This is a genomic window from Paenibacillus sp. HJGM_3, assembly GCF_045062745.1.
Classification (GTDB): Bacteria; Bacillota; Bacilli; order Paenibacillales; family NBRC-103111; genus Paenibacillus_AA.
Map to the genome: position 1 here is coordinate 1 of NZ_JBJGED010000046.1, position 17,822 is coordinate 17,822.

The following is a 17,822-nucleotide window of genomic DNA, read 5'->3' on the forward strand; positions in this document are numbered from 1 at the left end:
TATAACGTAGTCCACCGCGGCGACGCCATTTCGGTACAGACGAAAGACCGCTTCCACGAGCTGGCGGCCGGCCGGGGGCTCGTGCTGGATCCCGAGCAGCCGGATATCGTCGTCTCCGTCGGGGGGGACGGCACGATGCTGCACGCGTTTCATCTGTACAAGGAGCAGCTCGAGACAACTTCGTTCGTCGGGATTCATACCGGCCATCTCGGGTTTTATGCCGACTGGAAGCCGGGAGAGATCGAATTGCTGGTGGACAGCATGGCCGCCGCCATGTCCTGCCCGCCCCTCAAGACGGTCAAGTACCCGGTCGTGCAAATTCAGATCGAGACGGAGCGCGGCACCCAGACGCATCTGGCACTGAACGAGTTCACGCTCAAAGGGGGCGAAGCGACGCTCGTCGCCGAGCTGCATATTAACGACGAACTGTTCGAGATGTTCCGGGGCGACGGCATCTGCATCTCGACTCCGTCGGGCAGTACCGGCTACAACAAGAGCTTGACCGGCGCGATCCTGCATCCGTCGCTCGACGCGATCCAGATCGCGGAGATGGCGTCGCTCAACAATCGCTTGTACCGCTCGCTCGGGTCGTCCATGGTGCTGCCGAAGCATCACCACTGCGACATTTACCCGAAGAAGAAAATGAACATGCTGCTCACGATCGACCACCTGAACGTACAGATGAACGACATCGTGTCGATCCGCAGCATGGTCGCCGAGGAGAAGGTGAGCTTCGCCCGCTTCCGCCCGTTCCCCTTCTGGAACCGCGTGCGGGAGGCGTTTATCGGCGAGATTGTGGAGTGAACACTCCCCGCCAAGTGACCTCAGGATTAATAAATTCTTTAAAAATAAAAAGACCTCCAGCGCCACCTGATCGGCGGAGCATGGAGGTCTTGTCTGTTCTATTCGCTGGAGCCGGTCAGGCGCGGCCTTGACGGTCGTGCTGGCGGCGGGGTTCTTGCTGGAAGGTTTGCTGTTGATTGTGCGCCTGCTGCTGCAGATTGCGGTCCTGATGCTGCTGCCGCTCCTGATGCGGATGCGGCTTGCCCTGATGCTCTTGCTTCCCTTGCGGCCTCACATCCCGATCCGGGCGCTCCTGCCGGTCGCCCCGCTCCGGCTTGTCCGGCCGGTTGTGCCGGTCTTGGCGCTCGGCTCGCTCATGCCGATCCGGCCGCCCATGGCGGCCAGGCGCGCCGTGCCCTTGAGATGTGTGCTGGCCTTGGTGACGCTGCTTTTGGGCGGCGCCTTGGCTCTGCCCCTGATAGACAGCACCGTGATGGCGATGCCGCGGCGACTGCTGCAACTCCTGGCTGGGCGGCGCCTGGTCCGGAACGGCCGAGGCTTGTGCGGAGTCGGTTCCTTGCCCCCTGAGCTGTCCTTGGCCTTTGGCGGAGTCATTATGCTGACCATGGCGGCTGCGCTGGTCGTACGGTCCGGACGCTCCGATCGAATGCCCCGGCTGACTCTGAGCCGATCCGTCCTCCTCATCCTCCGGTGCGTCCGAAAGCGATCGGGATGGGGACTTGGCGTTCGTCCGCTCCAGGACGAAATACGCGCAGCCGAAATTGCAATATTCGTTCAAATAATCGTTCAAGCCGGCTACCGTTGTGTCCCGGGTCGACTTTTGATTATTTTCCTTGAAAAACCCTTTCAGCCGCAGCTGATTGTAGCCCCAGTCTCCTACGATATAATCGTACCGCTCCAGCACTTCGCTGTATCGGTCGCGAAACGCCTCGTAATTGTAGGCATTCCGATGGTCGATTATCAGCTCGTAGACACGTCCCCCCATGTGAATCAATCGCTTTCCCTCCTCGACCTTGACATCTTCCAGCGCGATTAACGGCGCGCCCCGGCCTCGGCCGACCGCACCTGCTCATGCGCATGATAGGAGCTCCGTACGAGCGGCCCCGATTCCACATGGCTGAAGCCGCGCTTCATGCCCTCTTGCTTCAGCTCGGCGAACTGCTCCGGCGTATAGAACGCCTTCACGTCCATATGCTGCCGCGTCGGCTGCAAATATTGCCCGATCGTCATAATGTCGCAATCGACGGCCCGCAGGTCGTCCATCGTCTGCAAGATCTCGTCCCATTCCTCGCCCACGCCCACCATGATGCTGGACTTGGTCGGAATGTTCGGCTGCATCGCCTTCGCTCTCGCGAGCAGCTCCAGGGAGCGGCGATACTTCGCCTTCGACCGGACGCGATCGGATGTGCGTTCCACGGTCTCGAGGTTATGGTTCAGGATGTCCGGCTTGGCGTCCATCACGATGCGCAGCGACTCCTCGTTGCCCATGAAATCCGGGATGAGCACCTCGACGCCGCACATCGGCAGCCGCTTGCGCACCGCCCGAATCGTGGCGGCGAATATCGAAGCGCCTCCGTCGGTCAGATCGTCGCGGGCGACCGAGGTCACGACGCAATGCCGCAGCCCCATCTGCTCCGCGGCTTCCGCCACGCGCTCCGGCTCCTGCATGTCCAGCTCGGTCGGCAAGCCCGACTTCACCGCGCAGAACCGACACGCCCGGGTGCAGACGTCGCCCAGGATCATGAACGTTGCCGTCCGGTTGGCCCAGCACTCGTGAATGTTCGGGCATTTGGCTTCTTCGCATACGGTATGCAGCGTCTTGGAACGCATCATTTGCTTCAATTCTTTTACATGATGGAAGTCTTCGGCCGACGTCAGCTTGATCTTCAGCCAGTCCGGCTTCCTTGGGATCGGTTTGGTTGCCATGATTTTCTCGTCTTCTCGCTTTCTCGCGTGAAAATGCTAATCTGGTTTACTTTTCTGTATTATACCACGAATGCCGCAACATGCCACAAGCGCACCGACATTCTCCAGCTTTTCCGGCCGGCAATGGTTTCGGTGCCCTCCCGCTTTATGGTACACTTAGGCTGGAGTATTGCTAGCGAAGTCTGTAACGGATGGGAGATTGTACATGAGCGTGAGCGCTGACCAGTTGAAAGACGGCATGACTTTGCAGCAAAAGGATGAGGCGTTGGGCCGCATTTTTCAAGATATGGGCCGGGTTATGATTGCCTTCTCGGGCGGGGTGGACAGCACGTTCGCGTTGAAGAGAGCCCACCAGGTGCTGGGTGATCAAGTGCTCGCCGTCACCGCGGCTTCGGAGACCTTCCCTACGCGCGAGTTCAACGCGGCCGTCCGCATCGCGGAAGAGATGGGCGTGAACCTGCTCCGCACCGAGGTCAAGGAGCTCGACAACGCGGATTTCGTCGCCAACAACCCGGACCGCTGCTACCATTGCAAAACCGGACTGTATAGCCACCTCAAGCGGTTGGCCGCCGAGATGGGCTATCCTTATATCGTAGACGGTTCGAATATGGACGACCTGGGGGATTACCGCCCCGGACTTGCGGCCAAGAAGGAGCAAGGCGTGCGCAGCCCTCTGCAGGAAGCGCAGTTCTACAAGAATGAGATTCGCGAGCTGTCGAAAGAGTTGGGGCTCGTCACCTGGAACAAGCCGTCCTTCGCCTGCCTGTCGTCCCGGATCCCGTATGGGACCAAGATCGAGCGCTACAAAATCGACCAGCTCGACGAAGCGGAAGATTACTTGTATCAGCTTGGCTTCTGGCAAGTGCGGGTACGGCACCATGACAAGGTCGCCCGCATCGAAGTGATGCCGGAGGAGATCGCGCGGATTATCGAGCTGAAGGAAGACATCCATCGGAAATTCACGAGCCTAGGGTTCACATACGTGACGCTCGATCTAGCCGGCTACCGGACCGGCAGCATGAACGAGGTGCTCCAGGCCGCCAAGAAAACTCCAGAGAAAGAAGCGGCGGCTCTGTAATGGGACAAGATGAACGGACAACTCCACTGGACTTGGAACAACTTTTGAAAGACGTGCAGGCGGGCGCGCTCGATCCGCAGGAGGCGAAACGCCTGCTCGAGGAGCAAGCAAAGCGCGAGGCGGACGGCAAGGTCGACGACCTCGGCTTCGCCCAGCTCGATCTCGACCGCGAGAAGCGCACCGGCTTCCCCGAGGTCATCTATGGCCTCGGGAAGACCGCGGAGCAGCTGGCCGCCATCTTCCAGCGGCTCCAGCTGCATGCCGACCGCGTGCTCGCGACGCGGGTCGACGCGGCCAAGGCCGAGTACGTGCTCGCCGCCGTGGACGGCGTCCAGTACCACGCGACCGCGCAGGCGCTCACGTGGTTCAAGAAGCCGATCCTGCAAGTGAACGACGGCTATGTCGCCGTCGTCTGCGCCGGCACGGCCGACTTGCCTGTCGCCGAGGAAGCGGCCGTCACGCTGGAATGCATGGGCAACCACGTCGAGCGGGTATACGACGTGGGAGTCGCCGGCATTCACCGGCTGTTCCGGCGACTCTCCGTCATTCGCGAAGCGAATGTGATCATCGTCGTCGCCGGCATGGAGGGCGCGCTCGCGAGCGTCGTGGGCGGCCTGGTGGCGAAGCCGGTCATTGCCGTTCCAACCAGCGTCGGCTACGGGACGAGCTTCGGCGGCGTGTCCGCCCTGCTCACGATGCTGAATTCGTGCGCCAACGGAATCACCGTCGTCAATATCGACAACGGCTACGGGGCCGGCTACAGCGCCGGCCGGATCAACAAATTGATGTCGAAAAGAGCGTGACAAGATGCGAATCGTATATCTGGACTGCTTCTCCGGGATTAGCGGAGATATGACGTTAGCCGCGCTGGTGGACGCCGGCGCGGACCGCGACTACATCGAGCAGGAGCTCGCCAAGATTCGGATCGAGCCGTTCCGCCTCGAGTGGCGGCGCGTGAACAAGCGCGGCATCTCGTCGCTGAAGCTGGACGTGGAGCTCGATCCGAGTAAGCCGCCTACCCATCACCGGCACTATTCCGAGATCGTGCGGATGATCGAGACGGCTGGCTTGGGTGAGCAGGTGAAGCGGCTCAGCCTCGCCATCTTCGAGAAGATCGGCATCGCCGAAGCGAAGATCCACGGCATCCCGCTCGATAAGGTGCACTTCCACGAGGTCGGCGCGATCGATTCGATCGTCGACATCATCGGCATCGCTCTCGCCCTCGATTCGCTTCAGGCCGAGCGCATCTACTGCTCGCCGGTGCCGCTCGGCTCCGGCACGGTCAAGTGCGACCACGGCATCTACCCGGTGCCCGCGCCGGCGACGCTGGAGATGATGAAGGGGCTGCCGATCGCTCCGACCCCTTACACGATGGAGATGACGACCCCGACCGGCGCCGGCGTGGTGGCAGGCGTCGTACACGAGTTCTTCAAAGGCTTGCCGCCGATGGTCGTCGAATCGATCGGGTATGGCGCCGGCACGCGGGACTTGCCGAACCAGCCGAACGTGCTCCGGGTTGTCGTCGGCACGACGGATCCTTACCTGACCAAGGCGCAGGTGCAGCTTGGGCTGGCCCAATTGCAGCAGGCGCATGAGCATGCGGAGCATCATCACCATCATCATGGGCATGACCATGACCACGGACACCATCATGACCATGACCATGTGCACGATCATCACCACGGGCCGACTTACAGCGACCGCCTGGAGCCGGGGCCTCGGGTCCATGAGCGCAAAGTGCTCTACCGGCCCAAGCACAGTCACGACCACAGCCATGATCACGACCATGATCACGACCACGGCCATGACCACGACCATCCGCATTCTCACGGGTCTACGCCGAAACAATAACTATCCACCCGGGTTCCGGGCCTGCACACCCGTTCAATCCCAAAAAACCTCCGAGGCCTTCGCCTCGGAGGTTTCGCTTGTTTACGCCGACTCTGGCAACGTTTAATACCCCAACTCGCCCGCCAGCTTGCTGATGTCGCCTTCCGAATAGTACTTGGCGACATACTGCTGGCCGAAGAGCTGGTCGTACTGCAGCTGGCGGTACTGCTCCAGCGGCGCCTGCGCCGATTCCGGCGCGGTCGGGTACAGATTGCCGGCCGAGTCGACGGCCAGATTGCTGAGCAGCCCAGGCAGCGTCGCCGACAAGCCGCTGTTGAACGCGAACTGCGCCGGCTTCTCCAGATGCAGCGCATCGAGCACGAACGAGCCGAGGAACGAGTCGCTCAGGATCGGCACCGTCTGCTGCGGCATGTTGAAGTTCGACCAAGTAACGAACGGCACTTGGTGCATGCTCTTCAGCTCATCCAGCGACCACTGGGTCGCGTCGCTCGAACGGATGAAGCCCGCCTGCTTATAGACGTCATAGTCATACCCGAGCATCGGCAAATGGTCGCCGAAGAACACGATCAGCGTCGGCTCGTCGGACTGCTGGAAGTGGTCGATCAGCATTTGCAGGCTCTGATCGGCATCATAGGCGCCTTGCGTATACGTCTCCAACGTCGACTTCGCCGCCGGCGTCAAATTGCCCTGCACTTGTATCGTATTCTCGGCATAGCGGGGCGTATCATACGGCCCGTGGTTCTGCATCGTCACCGCATAGATGAACGCCGGCTCCTCCGACTCCTCGACGGCGCTAACGATGCTCCGGGACATCTCCGAGTCGGCGATGAACGTCCCCTTGTACTCGGGATCGACGAACTGCTCCTGGCTTTTGAAGCTGTCGAAGCCAAGGGATTTATACACATTTTGCCGGTTCCAGAACCAGCCCTCGTACGTATGCATCCCCAGGCTGCTATACCCCAAGCTCTTGAAGAAGCTCGCCAAGCTTGGGAGCGGCTTCGTGATGTACTGCTGATACGGCACGGAGCCCGCCGGCAGGAAGCTCATCGATTGCCCGGTCAGCACCTCGTACTCCACATTGCTCGTCCCCCCGCCGTATTGCGGCGACAGCAAAAACCCGGACGTGCTCTCCTGTTGAAGCCGGTGTACGGTTGGCAGCGGATCCGAGCTGAAGCTGACGTTCGTCAGCAGCGTGGGGTCCCAGAACGCCTCGTTCATGATGAAGATGACGTTCGGCTTGCGCCCGTTTAATTCTTCCTTCACCGCCGACGTTTGCTTCAGTACCTGCAGCTCCTGCTCGTTCAAGCTTTGAGCCAGCGTGGAGATCGATTCTTCCCCGTAGCCCGACGGCTTCGGCACAACGGAATTTTTTACATTTAGCGTAAACGCGAGCGCGAGTCCGTTGTCCGCATAATTTTGCTGCTGGTCCCACGTGGTCTCATAGACCCCAGCCCGGCTGAGGGCTTCCGCCGCCCAAGGCGAGCGCACGCCGAACGAGTACAGGGCGACCAGCGCCAACGTTCCCAGCGCCAACCGGGGAACAAGACGCATTCCGAATCGCGGCAGCACGAGGCGGAGCAGCAGCAGCGCGACGACGATCGCGATCAGCACCCCGACCCGTTTCATGGCCGCAGGACCGGCGATCAGGGGAGCGATGTCCATACTTTCTTTCTTCAGGAATAAGTCCCAGGGAAAGAACGGCTGCCCGATCAGTTTCGTTTTGAAATAATTAATGAGCGTCATCAGCGACATGATCGCGGACACCACCCCAATCGCGGGGAACAGCGTCCCGAGCAAAGCATAAACGACGAGCAGTACGCACAATTGCAGCATTCCGTTCAGCAGCACGAGCTTCGGATGAGTCACCATCCAGCTCCAAGTCCCGGCGACCGAGCCGCGTCCGATCAGCTCCATGCCGAACACGAGCGCGAGCGGCACGACCGCGAACGCCAATACGAGCACCAACCTCCTCACCGTTCGATTGTCCTCCATCCAGCTCAATCTGGACCGCACATTCCTCCCAATAAGTCGCATTGTCGAACACTTCCTTTACTTATTCAAAACTCGCCCATTCCGGATCAGCTGAGTCCATTATATTAACAAAAGCTTAATATTCCCTGAAAATAGCGCTCGATGGGACAATTTGGACAAAAAAAAAACCGCGCCAAGGCGAGTGGCAGCAGTTTGAGAGCGGTCTTCTTCCCTACTTATGAGTCGCGGCGAACGCCCGCCGCACTTCTTCGTACACTTCCTTCAAGGCAACCCCGTGCGCCCGGGCGGCCTGCTCGCATTCCTTGAATTCCGGAGCGGCTTGGACGAGCTCGCCTTTATATGTGCCGGTCTTGACCGTTATGGCCCCCCAAGGCGTATCCACCTTCACGAACGCCCGGCCAAGCCGGTGGCAGTCCGCGCGGAGATAGCGCAGCCCGAGCGTCGTCGTCTCGCGGAAAATGACGTCTTCCATCTCCGTGAGCCGCTCCTCCGAGCACAGGACGTTCAGCATAAAGCCGGGACGCCCTTTTTTCATCACAATCGGGATCCAAAACACGTCATTGGCCCCCGCCTCGAACAACCGGTCCATCACGTACGAACAGTATTCGGGGTTCATATCGTCCAAATTCGTTTGAATAAGCACCATGCCTTCTTCCGTATGCTCGGTGCGATGCTGGAACATGAGGAATCCTCCTTACGCGGATAGCGAACGAAACGCGCTTCGTAACAGGACGGATCGCGTTTCCGCAGTTACTCGTATCGTAGCAAACCCGCCCGTCCCTTGTAAATGGAGCATAGATCGGCTTGGCATAGTCTACCGAAGTCGGGCGCATGCTATATGTATCCATCTTTGCTTCTGGGAGGAAGTTCGATGAAACGTTCGTTTAAGCCCTGGGCCGCCGTGCTGCTCGCGGTTAGCCTGGTGTGGATGGGGACTGCGTCCCCTTCGCGAAGTCGCGCCGAAACGGCGGCGCCGGCTTCCGGCTCCAAGGCCGACAAGCCGATGAAAGAAATATTCGCCGAGCGCAAAGTGCTGCTCGACCAAGCGAGCCAGGCGTCCGGCATTCCTTGGTCTTATCTCGCCGCTGTGGATCAATACGAACGCTCGCTCAGCATCGCCAATCCGAAGAAGCGGCCGCTTCGCAAAGACGGGCTCATCGGCATTTATTACTCGGAGCTGGAATGGGTCGGCATGAACAATCCCGATCATGAAGATACGGATCTGCGCAGCATCGCCGTGTTCGGCGGCCGAGGGCGGGACGGGTCAGGCGACGGGCTCGCGGACCGCAACAACGATCTGGACCTTCTGTCGACGGCGGCGGCCCATCTGGCCCGGCATGGAACGCAGCCCGATCAGCTGAAGCAGGCGCTCCAGGAAACATACAAAAATACGCGGGCGATCGAACGAATCGAGCAGTTCGTCAAAATCTATGAAACGTTCGACCGACTCGACCTGCATGAGCATGCCTTTCCGCTCCCCGTGACCTCCGAGTATTCGTACCGGGGCACGTGGGGGGCCGCGCGAGGCTGGGGCGGCGCTCGGATCCACGAGGGAACCGACCTGTTCGCGAGTTACGGGGTTCCGGTCCGCAGCACCTGCTACGGCATCGTGGAAGTGAAGGGCTGGAACAATTACGGCGGCTGGCGCGTCGGGCTGCGTGACCTGAACAACGTGTACCATTACTACGCCCATCTCTCCGGCTTCGACAAATCATTGAAGCAGGGCGACATCGTGAAGCCGGGGCAGGTGCTGGGCTGGGTCGGCAGCTCCGGCTACGGCAAGCCGGGTACGCAGGGGAAGTTCCCCCCGCACTTGCATTACGGGCTGTATCGCGATAACGGGACGAAGGAATGGTCGTTCGATCCGTATCCGTATTTGCGCAAATGGGAACGGGAAGACCGGCTGCGCAACAGGAAACCGACGAGTTAATCTAGTGGCCCACATCACTATGTGGGTTTTCTTAATGCCCGGACTTGCTCTCTCCCGTGCCGGGCGTAGCCCCCGCAGGTTTGCTCTCGCCCGCCCCCGCGGTCGGACTCGTCTGACTGACCCCGCTGCCGGCGGCCCCCTCGCCCTTCACTCCGGGCAGCGAGATGCTCGGCGGCAGCGCCGGGGAGCCGTTGGTCGGGTTCCCCTTGTTGTCCATGTAGTACATCGGCACATCGCCGACGACGAGGACGTATGAGATCGGAATCTCCGTGTCGACCACCTCCGGCTCCGAGTCGAACGGGATGATGATCGAGACCTCCGCCGTAATTTTGATATACACCTCGACGAGAATCATATTGATCCCTGCATTTTGCTGACGCGTGCTCAGGTCGACCTTCACCGAGCCGGCCGGCAGGAGCTTGATCGGCACCTTCGGGCCGAACGAGGCGATGATGGCGCTATCCATCGCTTGGCCGAGCGGGATATGCTCCGGAATCTCCTGCAGCCCCTGCAGCGCCGTCTGTACCGTTTCCACCGCTTGCGAGCGAATTCGCATATGCTCCGAATAATTCAGCATGAAGCCGTTGATCTTGCCGTTCGTCGCCATCTTCCACTCGATCAGCCGCTCCAAGTCCGTCCCCTGGGAAATGCGTTCGGAGATCGCATTGTTGATCGCTTCCGTGGCGATCTGCTTCACCCGGACTTTCGCCAGGTTCATCAGCGGCGGCCACAGATTGCGGTCGATGTAGATGAACGATTGGATGAAGAACAGGAAGGCGATGAGGAGCGCTATAAAAAACGTCTTCCGTTTGCTTTTCTTCGTGGAGCGGCTACGCCAGCGGCGCTTGAACACAGGGCATCCTCTCCGATCTGGAAGCATCGGTCCGATTTTTCCTTACCCAGTGTATGCAGCTGTCCCGTCAAAAAGACGACCTCTCCCGGCCCTATCTTACGGCTTCGGATTCCCGGATGTAAAAAGTTACAGCCGGTCCCGAGAAGGAACCGCCCGCTTCATAGCGAATATAGGACTGGGAAGCGATAACCAAAGCCGATCGGAATGAGCGGGAATCGAGGATGTAGCGTATGAATTTAAAAGAAAAAATCATCGGAAAGCAGGCCGGCATTCTCTCTTACGGCATGACGCCGCCCAAAGCGAATACGCCTCCGGAGCAGCTGGCCGAAATCGCCCGCAAGCAATGCGAACGGCTGCGGGATGTGAACATGGATGCCCTTATCCTGTACGACGTCCAAGAAGAAAGCGACCGGGTCGACCAGGAGCGGCCTTTTCCCTATACGACCTTCGTCGATCCTACCGAGTACAGCGAGCATTATATGGCCGCACTCGATCTGCCGAAAATCATCTATCGGTGTGTCGGCAAATATACGAAAGCGGAGCAGGCCGAGTGGATCGCGAGCGACGCGGACCGGGACCGGTTCGCCGTGTTCGTCGGAGCCGCTTCGCGCACGCAGCCGGTCAAGTCGACGCTGGCGGACAGCTACGCGTTGAGCGGGGAATTGAACGGCCGGCTGCTCTTCGGCGGGGTCGTCATCCCAGAACGGCATCTGAAGTATGGCGACGAGCACCTGCGCATGGTGAACAAGATCCGTCAAGGGTGCCGATTCTTCGTCTCACAGGCGACCTATAACATAGAAGCGTCCAAGGACCTGCTGTCCGATTATTACTATTACAGACGCGAGCATGGACTTGAGATGGTGCCGATTCTGTTCAATTTGGCGCCGTGCGGCTCTCCCAAGACACTGGCATTCATGAAATGGCTGGGCATCAGCATGCCGAGGTGGCTCGAGAACGACCTTGTGCACTCGGCCGACATTCTGGAGAAGTCTCTGCATCAGTCCCGGACGATCTTCGAAGAGCTGTTCGAGTTCGGCCTGGAGAAAGGCATCCCCGTCGGCTGCAGCGTAGAGAGCGTATCGACCCGTAAAGTGGAGATCGAAGCTTCCATCCAGCTGGTGAAAGACATCAAGGGGTATATCGATCGAAAGCTCGGGTCCTAACCGTCAAATGAAAACCTCAGGAGCTACTAGTGCTCCTGAGGTTTTTGGTCGTTTAAACCGTCGTAACCGCGATGCCCCGCTCGGTCAAGACGTCGTACATCTCGCCTGGCAGCCGGCGGTCGGTCACGATCGCGTCGACCTCGCCCAGGTCGGCTACGTGCGTGAACGCCTGGACGCCGAACTTGCTCGAGTCGGCGAGCAGCACGACTTGATCGGCCATGCCGATCATCTTCATCTTCACCCGAGCCTGCAGCTCGTTCGATTCACTTAAGCCGCGGTCGAGGTGAACGCCCTTGCACGAGAGGAACGCCTTGTCGACGTGATACGCGTCGAGCGACCGTTCGGCCAGCGGGCCGACATAAGACAGCGAGCGCGCCGCGAGGATGCCGCCCGTGGAGATGACCTCGATCTTCTCCTTCGCGCTCAGCTCGACGGCGACTTTGATCGAATTCGTCAACACCGTGAGCGGGATATCCGGCAGGCTGGACGCCATGTACCAGGCGGTCGAGCTCGCGTCGAGCAGGATCCGGTCATGCGGCCGGATCAGCTTGACCGCCTCGAGCGCGATCCGCTTCTTCTCCTCCGCACGCGTAATCTCCCGCTCCGCGTAAGGGATCTCCGGCGGCTGCTGCCCCTGGTAGTCCTTCACGCTGACCGCCCCGCCGTGCGATCGGCGCAGCCGGCCGGCCCGCTCCAGCCGGTCGAGGTCGCGCCGGATCGTCTCCTCGGTAACTTGGCACAGCTCGCTCAGTTCCGTGACACGGATGCTGCCTCGCTCATTGACCAGCTGAACAATTTTCTCATACCGCTCCGCAACCAGCATAGCTGCCCTCTTTTCCTAACATGATCTATCTAGGCTTGCTCTGGACACCTTCATAACCCCGTCACGGCAAGGAAGCGGCCGTACGCGTCCTGCCAGGCCGTCTGATCGGACGGCTCGTAGACGGTCACCGGGAACGAGTCCCGGATCGCCTGCCGCGCTTCCCAGATGTCGGCGAATTGGCCCTGCGCGATCCACTGCACGACCAGGTTCCCGATCGCGCTGCCCTCCGCGGGGCCGGCCCACACCGGCTTGCCGATGGCGTTCGCCGTCCACTGGCACAGCAGCGTATTGTTGATCCCGCCGCCGACCATATGAAGACCGCCGAACGATTGTCCGGACAGCCGTTCCGTGACCTCCAAGGCATACCGATATTTTAAAGCGAGGCTCTCGAGAATGCAACGGACGACCGCGCCCGGCTCCTCCGGCGCCTGCTGCCCCGTCTGCGCGCAATACTGGCGGATACGTGCCGGCATGTCGCCCGGGGGCAGGAACCGTTCGTCGTCGGGGTCGATCCAAGCCCGGCACGGCGCCGCTTGCTCCGCCATCCGGACTAGCTCCGGGAATGTGTACGAGCTGCCGGCGCGCTCCCACTCCCGGCGGCTCTCCTGGAGCAGCCATAGCCCCATGATGTTCTTCAGCAGCCGGTATGTGCCGTCTACACCGCCTTCATTGGTGAAGTTCGACTGTCGAGCCGCTTCCGTCAGCACCGGACGGTCGACCTCCGTCCCGATCAGCGACCACGTGCCGCAGCTCAAGTAGGCGAAGGAACGGTCCACGGTCGGGACCGCGGCTACGGCGGAGCCGGTGTCATGCTCGGCCACGGCGTAGACCGGGACCGGCGCGATACCCAGCTCGTCGCAGAGCGATGCGCGCAGGCTCCCGACCTGGGTGCCGGGCTGCACGACAGGGCCGAACCAGTCGGCGGGAATGCCGATCCGGCCGAGCAGCTCCTCATCCCAGCGGTTGTCCACTGCATTGTACAGCTGCGTCGTCGTCGCGTTGGAGAACTCATTGCGCATCTCCCCGGTCAGGAAGTACCGGAGCAGGTCCGGGATCATCAGGAACCGGCTCGCTTCCCGCAGCAGCGGCGAATTCGCCTGCTTCAGCGCGAACAGCTGCACGATCGAGTTGAACGGCAGGAATTGAATCCCCGTCCGCGAGAAAATCTCCGACGCCGGAATGCGCTGGAACAGCTGCTCCAGCATCCCGTCCGTATGCCGGTCGCGGTAATGGTACGGGTTGCCCAGCAGCTCGCCGTTTTGGCCGATCAGGCCGAAATCGACAGCCCAGGAGTCGATCCCGAGGCTCGCGAGCTCGAGCTTGCGATGCTTCGCCGCAAGCAGCGCCTGCTTCATCTCATGCAGCAGGCGGAGGATGTCCCAGTGCAGGCGGTCGCCCACCTGCACCGGGTCGTTGGAGAAGCGGTGCAGCTCCTCCACCTCGATCTTGCGGTCGGTCAGCCGGCCGAGCAGCGCTCGCCCGCTGCTCGCCCCCAGGTCATAAGCGAGTACATGCGTCATCCCGGCTACCCCCGCTTAAGCTGAACTTGCTCTTCGTAGGCCTTCACGCGGTCCAGCCAGCTCTCGCGGGTCGGCACGCCCATCCGCTCGCAATACGCATCCCAGATAATGCCGAACGGGTACGATTTGAACTCCTCCTGCAGCGCGAGGCGGGTCGTGTAATCGCCTTGCAGCTCCGCTTGCCTCAGCCGGTCGGCCGGCTCGAGCATCGCGCGGAGCAGCGCCTTGATCGTGTTGCGGGTCCCGATGACCCATGCGGCTACGCGGTTGATGCTGCCGTCGAAGAAGTCGAGCCCGATGTGCGTCGTGCCGAGCAGATTGTGGCGCACAAGCTCGCGGGCGATGTCCTGCAGCTCGTCGTCGAACGTCACGACATGATCGCTGTCCCACCGCATCGGACGGCTCACGTGCAGCAGAATCCCGTCCGTGAACAGGGACAGCGAGCTCAGCTTGCCCGAGATCGTCTCCGTAGGGTGGAAGTGGCCGGCGTCGAGGCAGATGAGCTTGTTGTTCTGCATCCCGTAGCCCATGTAGAACTCATGCGAGCCGACGACGTAAGCTTCCGAGCCGAGGCCGAACAGCTTGCTCTCGACTGCGTCGAGGTTGTGGGCGGGATTGAGAGGCTCAGCGAATACCGCATCGAGCGAAGCCTTCAGCCTTTGGCGCGGCGCCAGTTGATCGACCGGCTTATCCTTATAGCCGTCCGGCACCCAGACGTTCGTGACGCACGTCTGCCCGAGCTGCTCGCCGAAGTAGGCGCCGATCCGGCGCGAACGCTTGCAGTGCTCGATCCAGAACTCGCGGATCTCGGGATCCGGATGGCTGAGCGTGAAGCCGTCGCTCGCCTTCGGGTGGGAGAAACAGGTAGGGTTGAAGTCGAGCCCCAGGCCATGCTCCTTCGCCCAATCAACCCAACCCTGGAAGTGACGCGGCTCGAGCTGATCGAGATCGACCTTCTCGTCGGTGTCCGCATAGATCGCATGCAGGTTCAGCTTGTGCTTGCCGGGAATGAGCGAGAACGCGAGCTCGAGATCGCGCTTCAGCTCGGCTGCCGAGCGGGCCGCACCCGGGTAGTTGCCGGTAACGGAGATCCCTCCGCTCAGCTCTTCATTGAACAGGAAGCCTTTGACATCGTCGCCCTGCCAGCAATGCATCGAGATTTTGATCTTCGCCAGCTCGTCCAGCACCCGCTCCACATCGATGCCGTGCCGGGCGTACAGGCCTTTCGCCCACTCGTATTGCGCTTGCAGCTCTTGTGTCGTCATCTCAACTCAACCGTCCCTTCGATTATCGTAATGGATACGCCATCACACTCATCAACGCGTTTTCCGCCTGGGTCGCGTCCAACCGGGAATATTGTACGATTACAGGAATATCGCTCTTCACCTCGATCGCGTAGGGGACGCCCTTCGGAATCCCCTCCCCGTCCATAGTCAAGCCGCTCGTACGAATGTGCTTCGTCCGTCGTGCGGGGACGATGTACGGGATGTCTTCGATCGGGTCGCGGTCTTCGAAGTAGATCGTGAAGCGGACGGTTGCGTCCTCCGAACCCGTATTCAGGACGCAGACCGATTCGTGGCTCTCGTATTCGCCCGGCGCGCTCGTCGGGGGAATGTAGCCGTCGGGGATGAACCATAACGTTTCGCCATGCGCTCTATGCATAGGGATATGCTCCTTCGCCTCTGGGAATGATCCGGAATTAGCGGGTAAAGGCAGCCGGAACGCCGCCGTCGATCGTCAGCATGCAGCCCGTCGTCTTGTCCGCCTTCGACGAGGCGAAGAAGGCGACGCCTTCGGCAATGTCTTTCGGGAAGATGTTCACGAGTAATGTAGTCCGTTTGCGGTAGTATTCTTCCAGCTGGTCGGGCTCGATACCGTACGCGGCGGCTCGCTCGTTGCGCCAGCTGCCGTTCCAGATCGCCGACCCTTGCAGGATCGCGTCCGGCAGGATCGTATTCACACGGATGCCGAACTCGCCGCCCTCGGCCGCGATGCAGCGGGCGAGATGGGCTTCCAGCGCCTTCGCCGCGCTGTAGGCGGTTGCGTTCTTGCCGGCGTAGACCGAGTTCTTGGACCCGATGAACACCATGTTGCCGCCGATGCCCTGCTGCTTCATGAGCTTGAACGCTTCGCGCGCGACCAGGAAATAGCCGGTGCCGAGCACATTGATGTTCAAGTTCCATTCCTTGAGCGACGTCTGATCGAACGGACTCGATGTGGCCAGGCCGGCGTTGTTGACGATAATGTCCACGCCGCCGAACTGGATCGCCGTCTCGGCGTAGGCCGCTTCGATGTCCTCTTCCTTCGTCACGTCCATCTTCACGGCGATGGCGCGATGCTCGCCGTACTTCGCGTTGATCTCGTCCGCGACCTTCTGCGCGCCCTCGAGATTCAAGTCCGCGAGCACGACATGCGCGCCCTCCGAGACGAGACGGCGCGCCGTCTCGCTGCCGATGCCGCCCGCTCCGCCTGTGATGAACGCGACCTTGCGGGAGAACTCCGCCTCCGGCGGCGCCAGCGTCAGCTTATACAGCTCGAGCGGCCAATATTCCACGTTGTACGATTCGTTCTCGCTCAGAGAGACGAAGCGGCCAAGTGCGGTCGAGCCGCGCATGACGGCGATCGCCCGGTGGTAGAGCGCTCCGCTCACCTGCGCCATCGCCCAGCTCTTGCCGGTGTTGATCATCCCGACGCCCGGGATGAGGATGACGCGCGGCGCCGCTTCGAACATGACGTCGCCCTCGTTCTTGTTGCGCTCGAAGTACGCGCGGTATTGCTCCTTGTACGCGGCGACGCCTTCCTTCAGGGACGTCTTGAGCCCTTCGACATCGTCCGCGTCCGGCGTCCAGTCGATATACAGCGGCACGACCTTCGTATGCACGAGATGATCCGGGCACGCCGCGCCGACCTGCGACAGCTCGGCGGCATCGCGGCCGCCAACGAACTGCAGCACGTCCGCCCCGTCGTCGAACGTCAGGAGCATCTTCTTCGCGTCGCTCACGGCCCCGCGAATCGTCGGCATCACCTGCGCGGCGATGCTCCGGCGAACGTCGGCGGCCAACGCTTCGTGCTTGACGCCGCCGAACAGGTTCGCCTCCTCGACGCGTGCCTCGATGAACGCCTCCGCCTCGCTAATGATGGCGATCGTCTTGGCGTAGCACGCCTCGGAGGTGTCGCCCCACGTGACGAGCCCGTGCTTCTCCATCAGTACCAGCTCGGCGTTCGGATTGTCCAGGACGCCCTGGGCGATCATCTTGGACAGCGTGAAGCCCGGGCGTACATACGGCACCCAGACGAAGCGGTCGCCGAAGATCGCCTTCGCCAGCTCACGGCCGTTGTCCGCACAGCATAGGCTGATGATCGCGTCCGGATGTGTGTGGTCGACATGCTTGAACGGCAGGAATGCGTGCAGCAGCGTCTCGATCGAGGCGCGAGGGTGCTTGGCGTCGATCATGCAATGCGCCAGATAGCCGACCATCTCTTCGTCGGTCATCGACTCCCGCTCGAACAGCGGACGGATATCGTCCATGCGCAAGCCGGTGAAATTGCCGGCCTTCATCGTCGCGAGGTCCGAGCCGCTGCCCTTCACGAACATCACTTCGACGTCGCGGCCGCGAAAATCCTTCACGACCGTCTTGCTCGACGTATTGCCCCCGCCCCAGTTGCAGACGCGACGGTCCGCACCGATGATGTTGGAGCGGTAGACGAGCTGCTCCAGGCCGCTCTGCCATTCCGCCGCCTTCGAAGAATCCCATAAGCTTTGTACCATGAGTCCATGCCTCCAAGATATTTTGTTTGTGTTTGTTTTTATCATAGCATGTTTGTTTGTTTTTGAATATACAGAATTCAAACACAAAAAACCGGACATCTCTGTCCGGCTGT

General features: G+C 60.8%; 15 protein-coding genes and 1 pseudogene. 6 read left to right on the plus strand and 10 right to left on the minus strand.

Going from position 1 to position 17,822, the window contains the following annotated elements; translation table 11 throughout:
* A partial coding sequence (locus ACI5FR_RS32025; RefSeq protein ID WP_405462180.1) for an NAD kinase occupies positions 1–804 on the plus strand: 804 nt, incomplete at its 5' end.
* Between the two features lie 115 nt (positions 805–919).
* Here ACI5FR_RS32025 and ACI5FR_RS32030 read toward each other — a convergent pair.
* Positions 920–1,789 (minus strand): YutD-like domain-containing protein, encoded by an 870-nt coding sequence (locus tag ACI5FR_RS32030; protein ID WP_405462287.1) that lies wholly within the window; start codon positions 1,787–1,789, stop codon positions 920–922.
* A 47-nt stretch (positions 1,790–1,836) separates the two neighbouring features.
* A pseudogene (lipA, locus tag ACI5FR_RS32035) lies at positions 1,837–2,736 on the minus strand (lipoyl synthase); the annotation flags it as partial.
* A 199-nt stretch (positions 2,737–2,935) separates the two neighbouring features.
* On the opposite strand from lipA, the gene larE reads away from it, so the two are divergent.
* From larE to larC, 3 genes are read left to right on the plus strand one after another with little or no spacing between them, the layout of a single operon-like run.
* On the plus strand, positions 2,936–3,808 hold the full coding sequence (gene larE / locus ACI5FR_RS32040; RefSeq protein WP_405462182.1) for an ATP-dependent sacrificial sulfur transferase LarE: 873 nt from the start codon (positions 2,936–2,938) through the stop codon (positions 3,806–3,808).
* The gene (gene larB / locus ACI5FR_RS32045) at positions 3,808–4,611 is read left to right on the plus strand and encodes a nickel pincer cofactor biosynthesis protein LarB (protein WP_405462185.1); all 804 of its coding nucleotides are present in this window, start codon (positions 3,808–3,810) and stop codon (positions 4,609–4,611) included. Before larE ends, larB begins: the two co-directional genes overlap by 1 nt.
* A 4-nt stretch (positions 4,612–4,615) precedes the next feature.
* Positions 4,616–5,659: a nickel pincer cofactor biosynthesis protein LarC gene (larC, locus tag ACI5FR_RS32050; protein WP_405462187.1), complete on the plus strand. Its 1,044-nt coding sequence runs from the start codon at positions 4,616–4,618 to the stop codon at positions 5,657–5,659.
* A 102-nt stretch (positions 5,660–5,761) separates the two neighbouring features.
* Here larC and ACI5FR_RS32055 read toward each other — a convergent pair whose 3' ends face one another.
* Positions 5,762–7,633 (minus strand): LTA synthase family protein, encoded by a 1,872-nt coding sequence (locus ACI5FR_RS32055; RefSeq protein ID WP_405462190.1) that lies wholly within the window; start codon positions 7,631–7,633, stop codon positions 5,762–5,764.
* Positions 7,634–7,862: 229 nt separating this feature from the next.
* Positions 7,863–8,333: a nickel pincer cofactor biosynthesis protein LarC2 gene (larC2, locus tag ACI5FR_RS32060; protein WP_405462193.1), complete on the minus strand. Its 471-nt coding sequence runs from the start codon at positions 8,331–8,333 to the stop codon at positions 7,863–7,865.
* Positions 8,334–8,522: 189 nt separating this feature from the next.
* Here larC2 and ACI5FR_RS32065 point away from each other — a divergent pair, with 189 nt between their 5' ends.
* Complete coding sequence (locus ACI5FR_RS32065; protein WP_405462196.1) at positions 8,523–9,581, plus strand: M23 family metallopeptidase; 1,059 nt, start codon at positions 8,523–8,525, stop codon at positions 9,579–9,581.
* A gap of 31 nt (positions 9,582–9,612) precedes the next feature.
* Here the strand turns inward: ACI5FR_RS32065 and yunB are convergent, their stop codons facing one another.
* Positions 9,613–10,434, minus strand: a complete 822-nt coding sequence (gene yunB, locus ACI5FR_RS32070; RefSeq protein WP_405462199.1) for a sporulation protein YunB — start codon at positions 10,432–10,434, stop codon at positions 9,613–9,615.
* A 230-nt stretch (positions 10,435–10,664) separates the two neighbouring features.
* Between yunB and ACI5FR_RS32075 the strand changes: the two genes are divergently transcribed.
* A complete protein-coding gene (locus ACI5FR_RS32075; protein ID WP_405462201.1) occupies positions 10,665–11,597 on the plus strand; it encodes a methylenetetrahydrofolate reductase in 933 nt (310 codons plus the stop codon).
* A gap of 52 nt (positions 11,598–11,649) precedes the next feature.
* On the opposite strand, the gene ACI5FR_RS32080 is transcribed toward ACI5FR_RS32075, so the two are convergent.
* Genes ACI5FR_RS32080 through ACI5FR_RS32100 form a run of 5 tightly spaced genes read right to left on the minus strand, consistent with a single transcriptional unit; the run spans position 11,650 to position 17,709 of the window.
* Complete coding sequence (locus tag ACI5FR_RS32080; RefSeq protein ID WP_405462204.1) at positions 11,650–12,420, minus strand: DeoR/GlpR family DNA-binding transcription regulator; 771 nt, start codon at positions 12,418–12,420, stop codon at positions 11,650–11,652.
* A gap of 50 nt (positions 12,421–12,470) precedes the next feature.
* Positions 12,471–13,940, minus strand: coding sequence for a rhamnulokinase (locus ACI5FR_RS32085; RefSeq protein WP_405462207.1), 1,470 nt, complete (start codon positions 13,938–13,940; stop codon positions 12,471–12,473).
* A 5-nt stretch (positions 13,941–13,945) separates the two neighbouring features.
* Positions 13,946–15,205, minus strand: a complete 1,260-nt coding sequence (gene rhaA, locus ACI5FR_RS32090; protein WP_405462210.1) for an L-rhamnose isomerase — start codon at positions 15,203–15,205, stop codon at positions 13,946–13,948.
* A 22-nt stretch (positions 15,206–15,227) separates the two neighbouring features.
* Entirely contained in the window at positions 15,228–15,602 is a 375-nt protein-coding gene (locus ACI5FR_RS32095; protein ID WP_405462212.1) for a sensory rhodopsin transducer, read from the minus strand.
* Positions 15,603–15,639: 37 nt separating this feature from the next.
* Positions 15,640–17,709, minus strand: a complete 2,070-nt coding sequence (locus ACI5FR_RS32100; RefSeq protein WP_405462215.1) for a bifunctional aldolase/short-chain dehydrogenase — start codon at positions 17,707–17,709, stop codon at positions 15,640–15,642.
* Between the last annotated feature and the right edge of the window lie 113 nt (positions 17,710–17,822).

Bases quoted from the DNA above. Each gene is read 5' to 3' on its own strand.
- ACI5FR_RS32030 (WP_405462287.1), bottom strand. From the start codon at position 1,789: ATGGGGGGACGTGTCTACGAGCTGATAATCGACCATCGGAATGCCTAC.
- rhaA (WP_405462210.1), bottom strand. From the start codon at position 15,205: ATGACGACACAAGAGCTGCAAGCGCAATACGAGTGGGCGAAAGGCCTG.
- ACI5FR_RS32065 (WP_405462196.1), top strand. From the start codon at position 8,523: ATGAAACGTTCGTTTAAGCCCTGGGCCGCCGTGCTGCTCGCGGTTAGC.
- larB (WP_405462185.1), top strand. From the start codon at position 3,808: ATGGGACAAGATGAACGGACAACTCCACTGGACTTGGAACAACTTTTG.
- larC2 (WP_405462193.1), bottom strand. From the start codon at position 8,333: ATGTTCCAGCATCGCACCGAGCATACGGAAGAAGGCATGGTGCTTATT.
- ACI5FR_RS32100 (WP_405462215.1), bottom strand. From the start codon at position 17,709: ATGGTACAAAGCTTATGGGATTCTTCGAAGGCGGCGGAATGGCAGAGC.
- ACI5FR_RS32075 (WP_405462201.1), top strand. From the start codon at position 10,665: ATGAATTTAAAAGAAAAAATCATCGGAAAGCAGGCCGGCATTCTCTCT.
- ACI5FR_RS32085 (WP_405462207.1), bottom strand. From the start codon at position 13,940: ATGACGCATGTACTCGCTTATGACCTGGGGGCGAGCAGCGGGCGAGCG.
- ACI5FR_RS32080 (WP_405462204.1), bottom strand. From the start codon at position 12,420: ATGCTGGTTGCGGAGCGGTATGAGAAAATTGTTCAGCTGGTCAATGAG.
- larC (WP_405462187.1), top strand. From the start codon at position 4,616: ATGCGAATCGTATATCTGGACTGCTTCTCCGGGATTAGCGGAGATATG.
- ACI5FR_RS32095 (WP_405462212.1), bottom strand. From the start codon at position 15,602: ATGCATAGAGCGCATGGCGAAACGTTATGGTTCATCCCCGACGGCTAC.
- larE (WP_405462182.1), top strand. From the start codon at position 2,936: ATGAGCGTGAGCGCTGACCAGTTGAAAGACGGCATGACTTTGCAGCAA.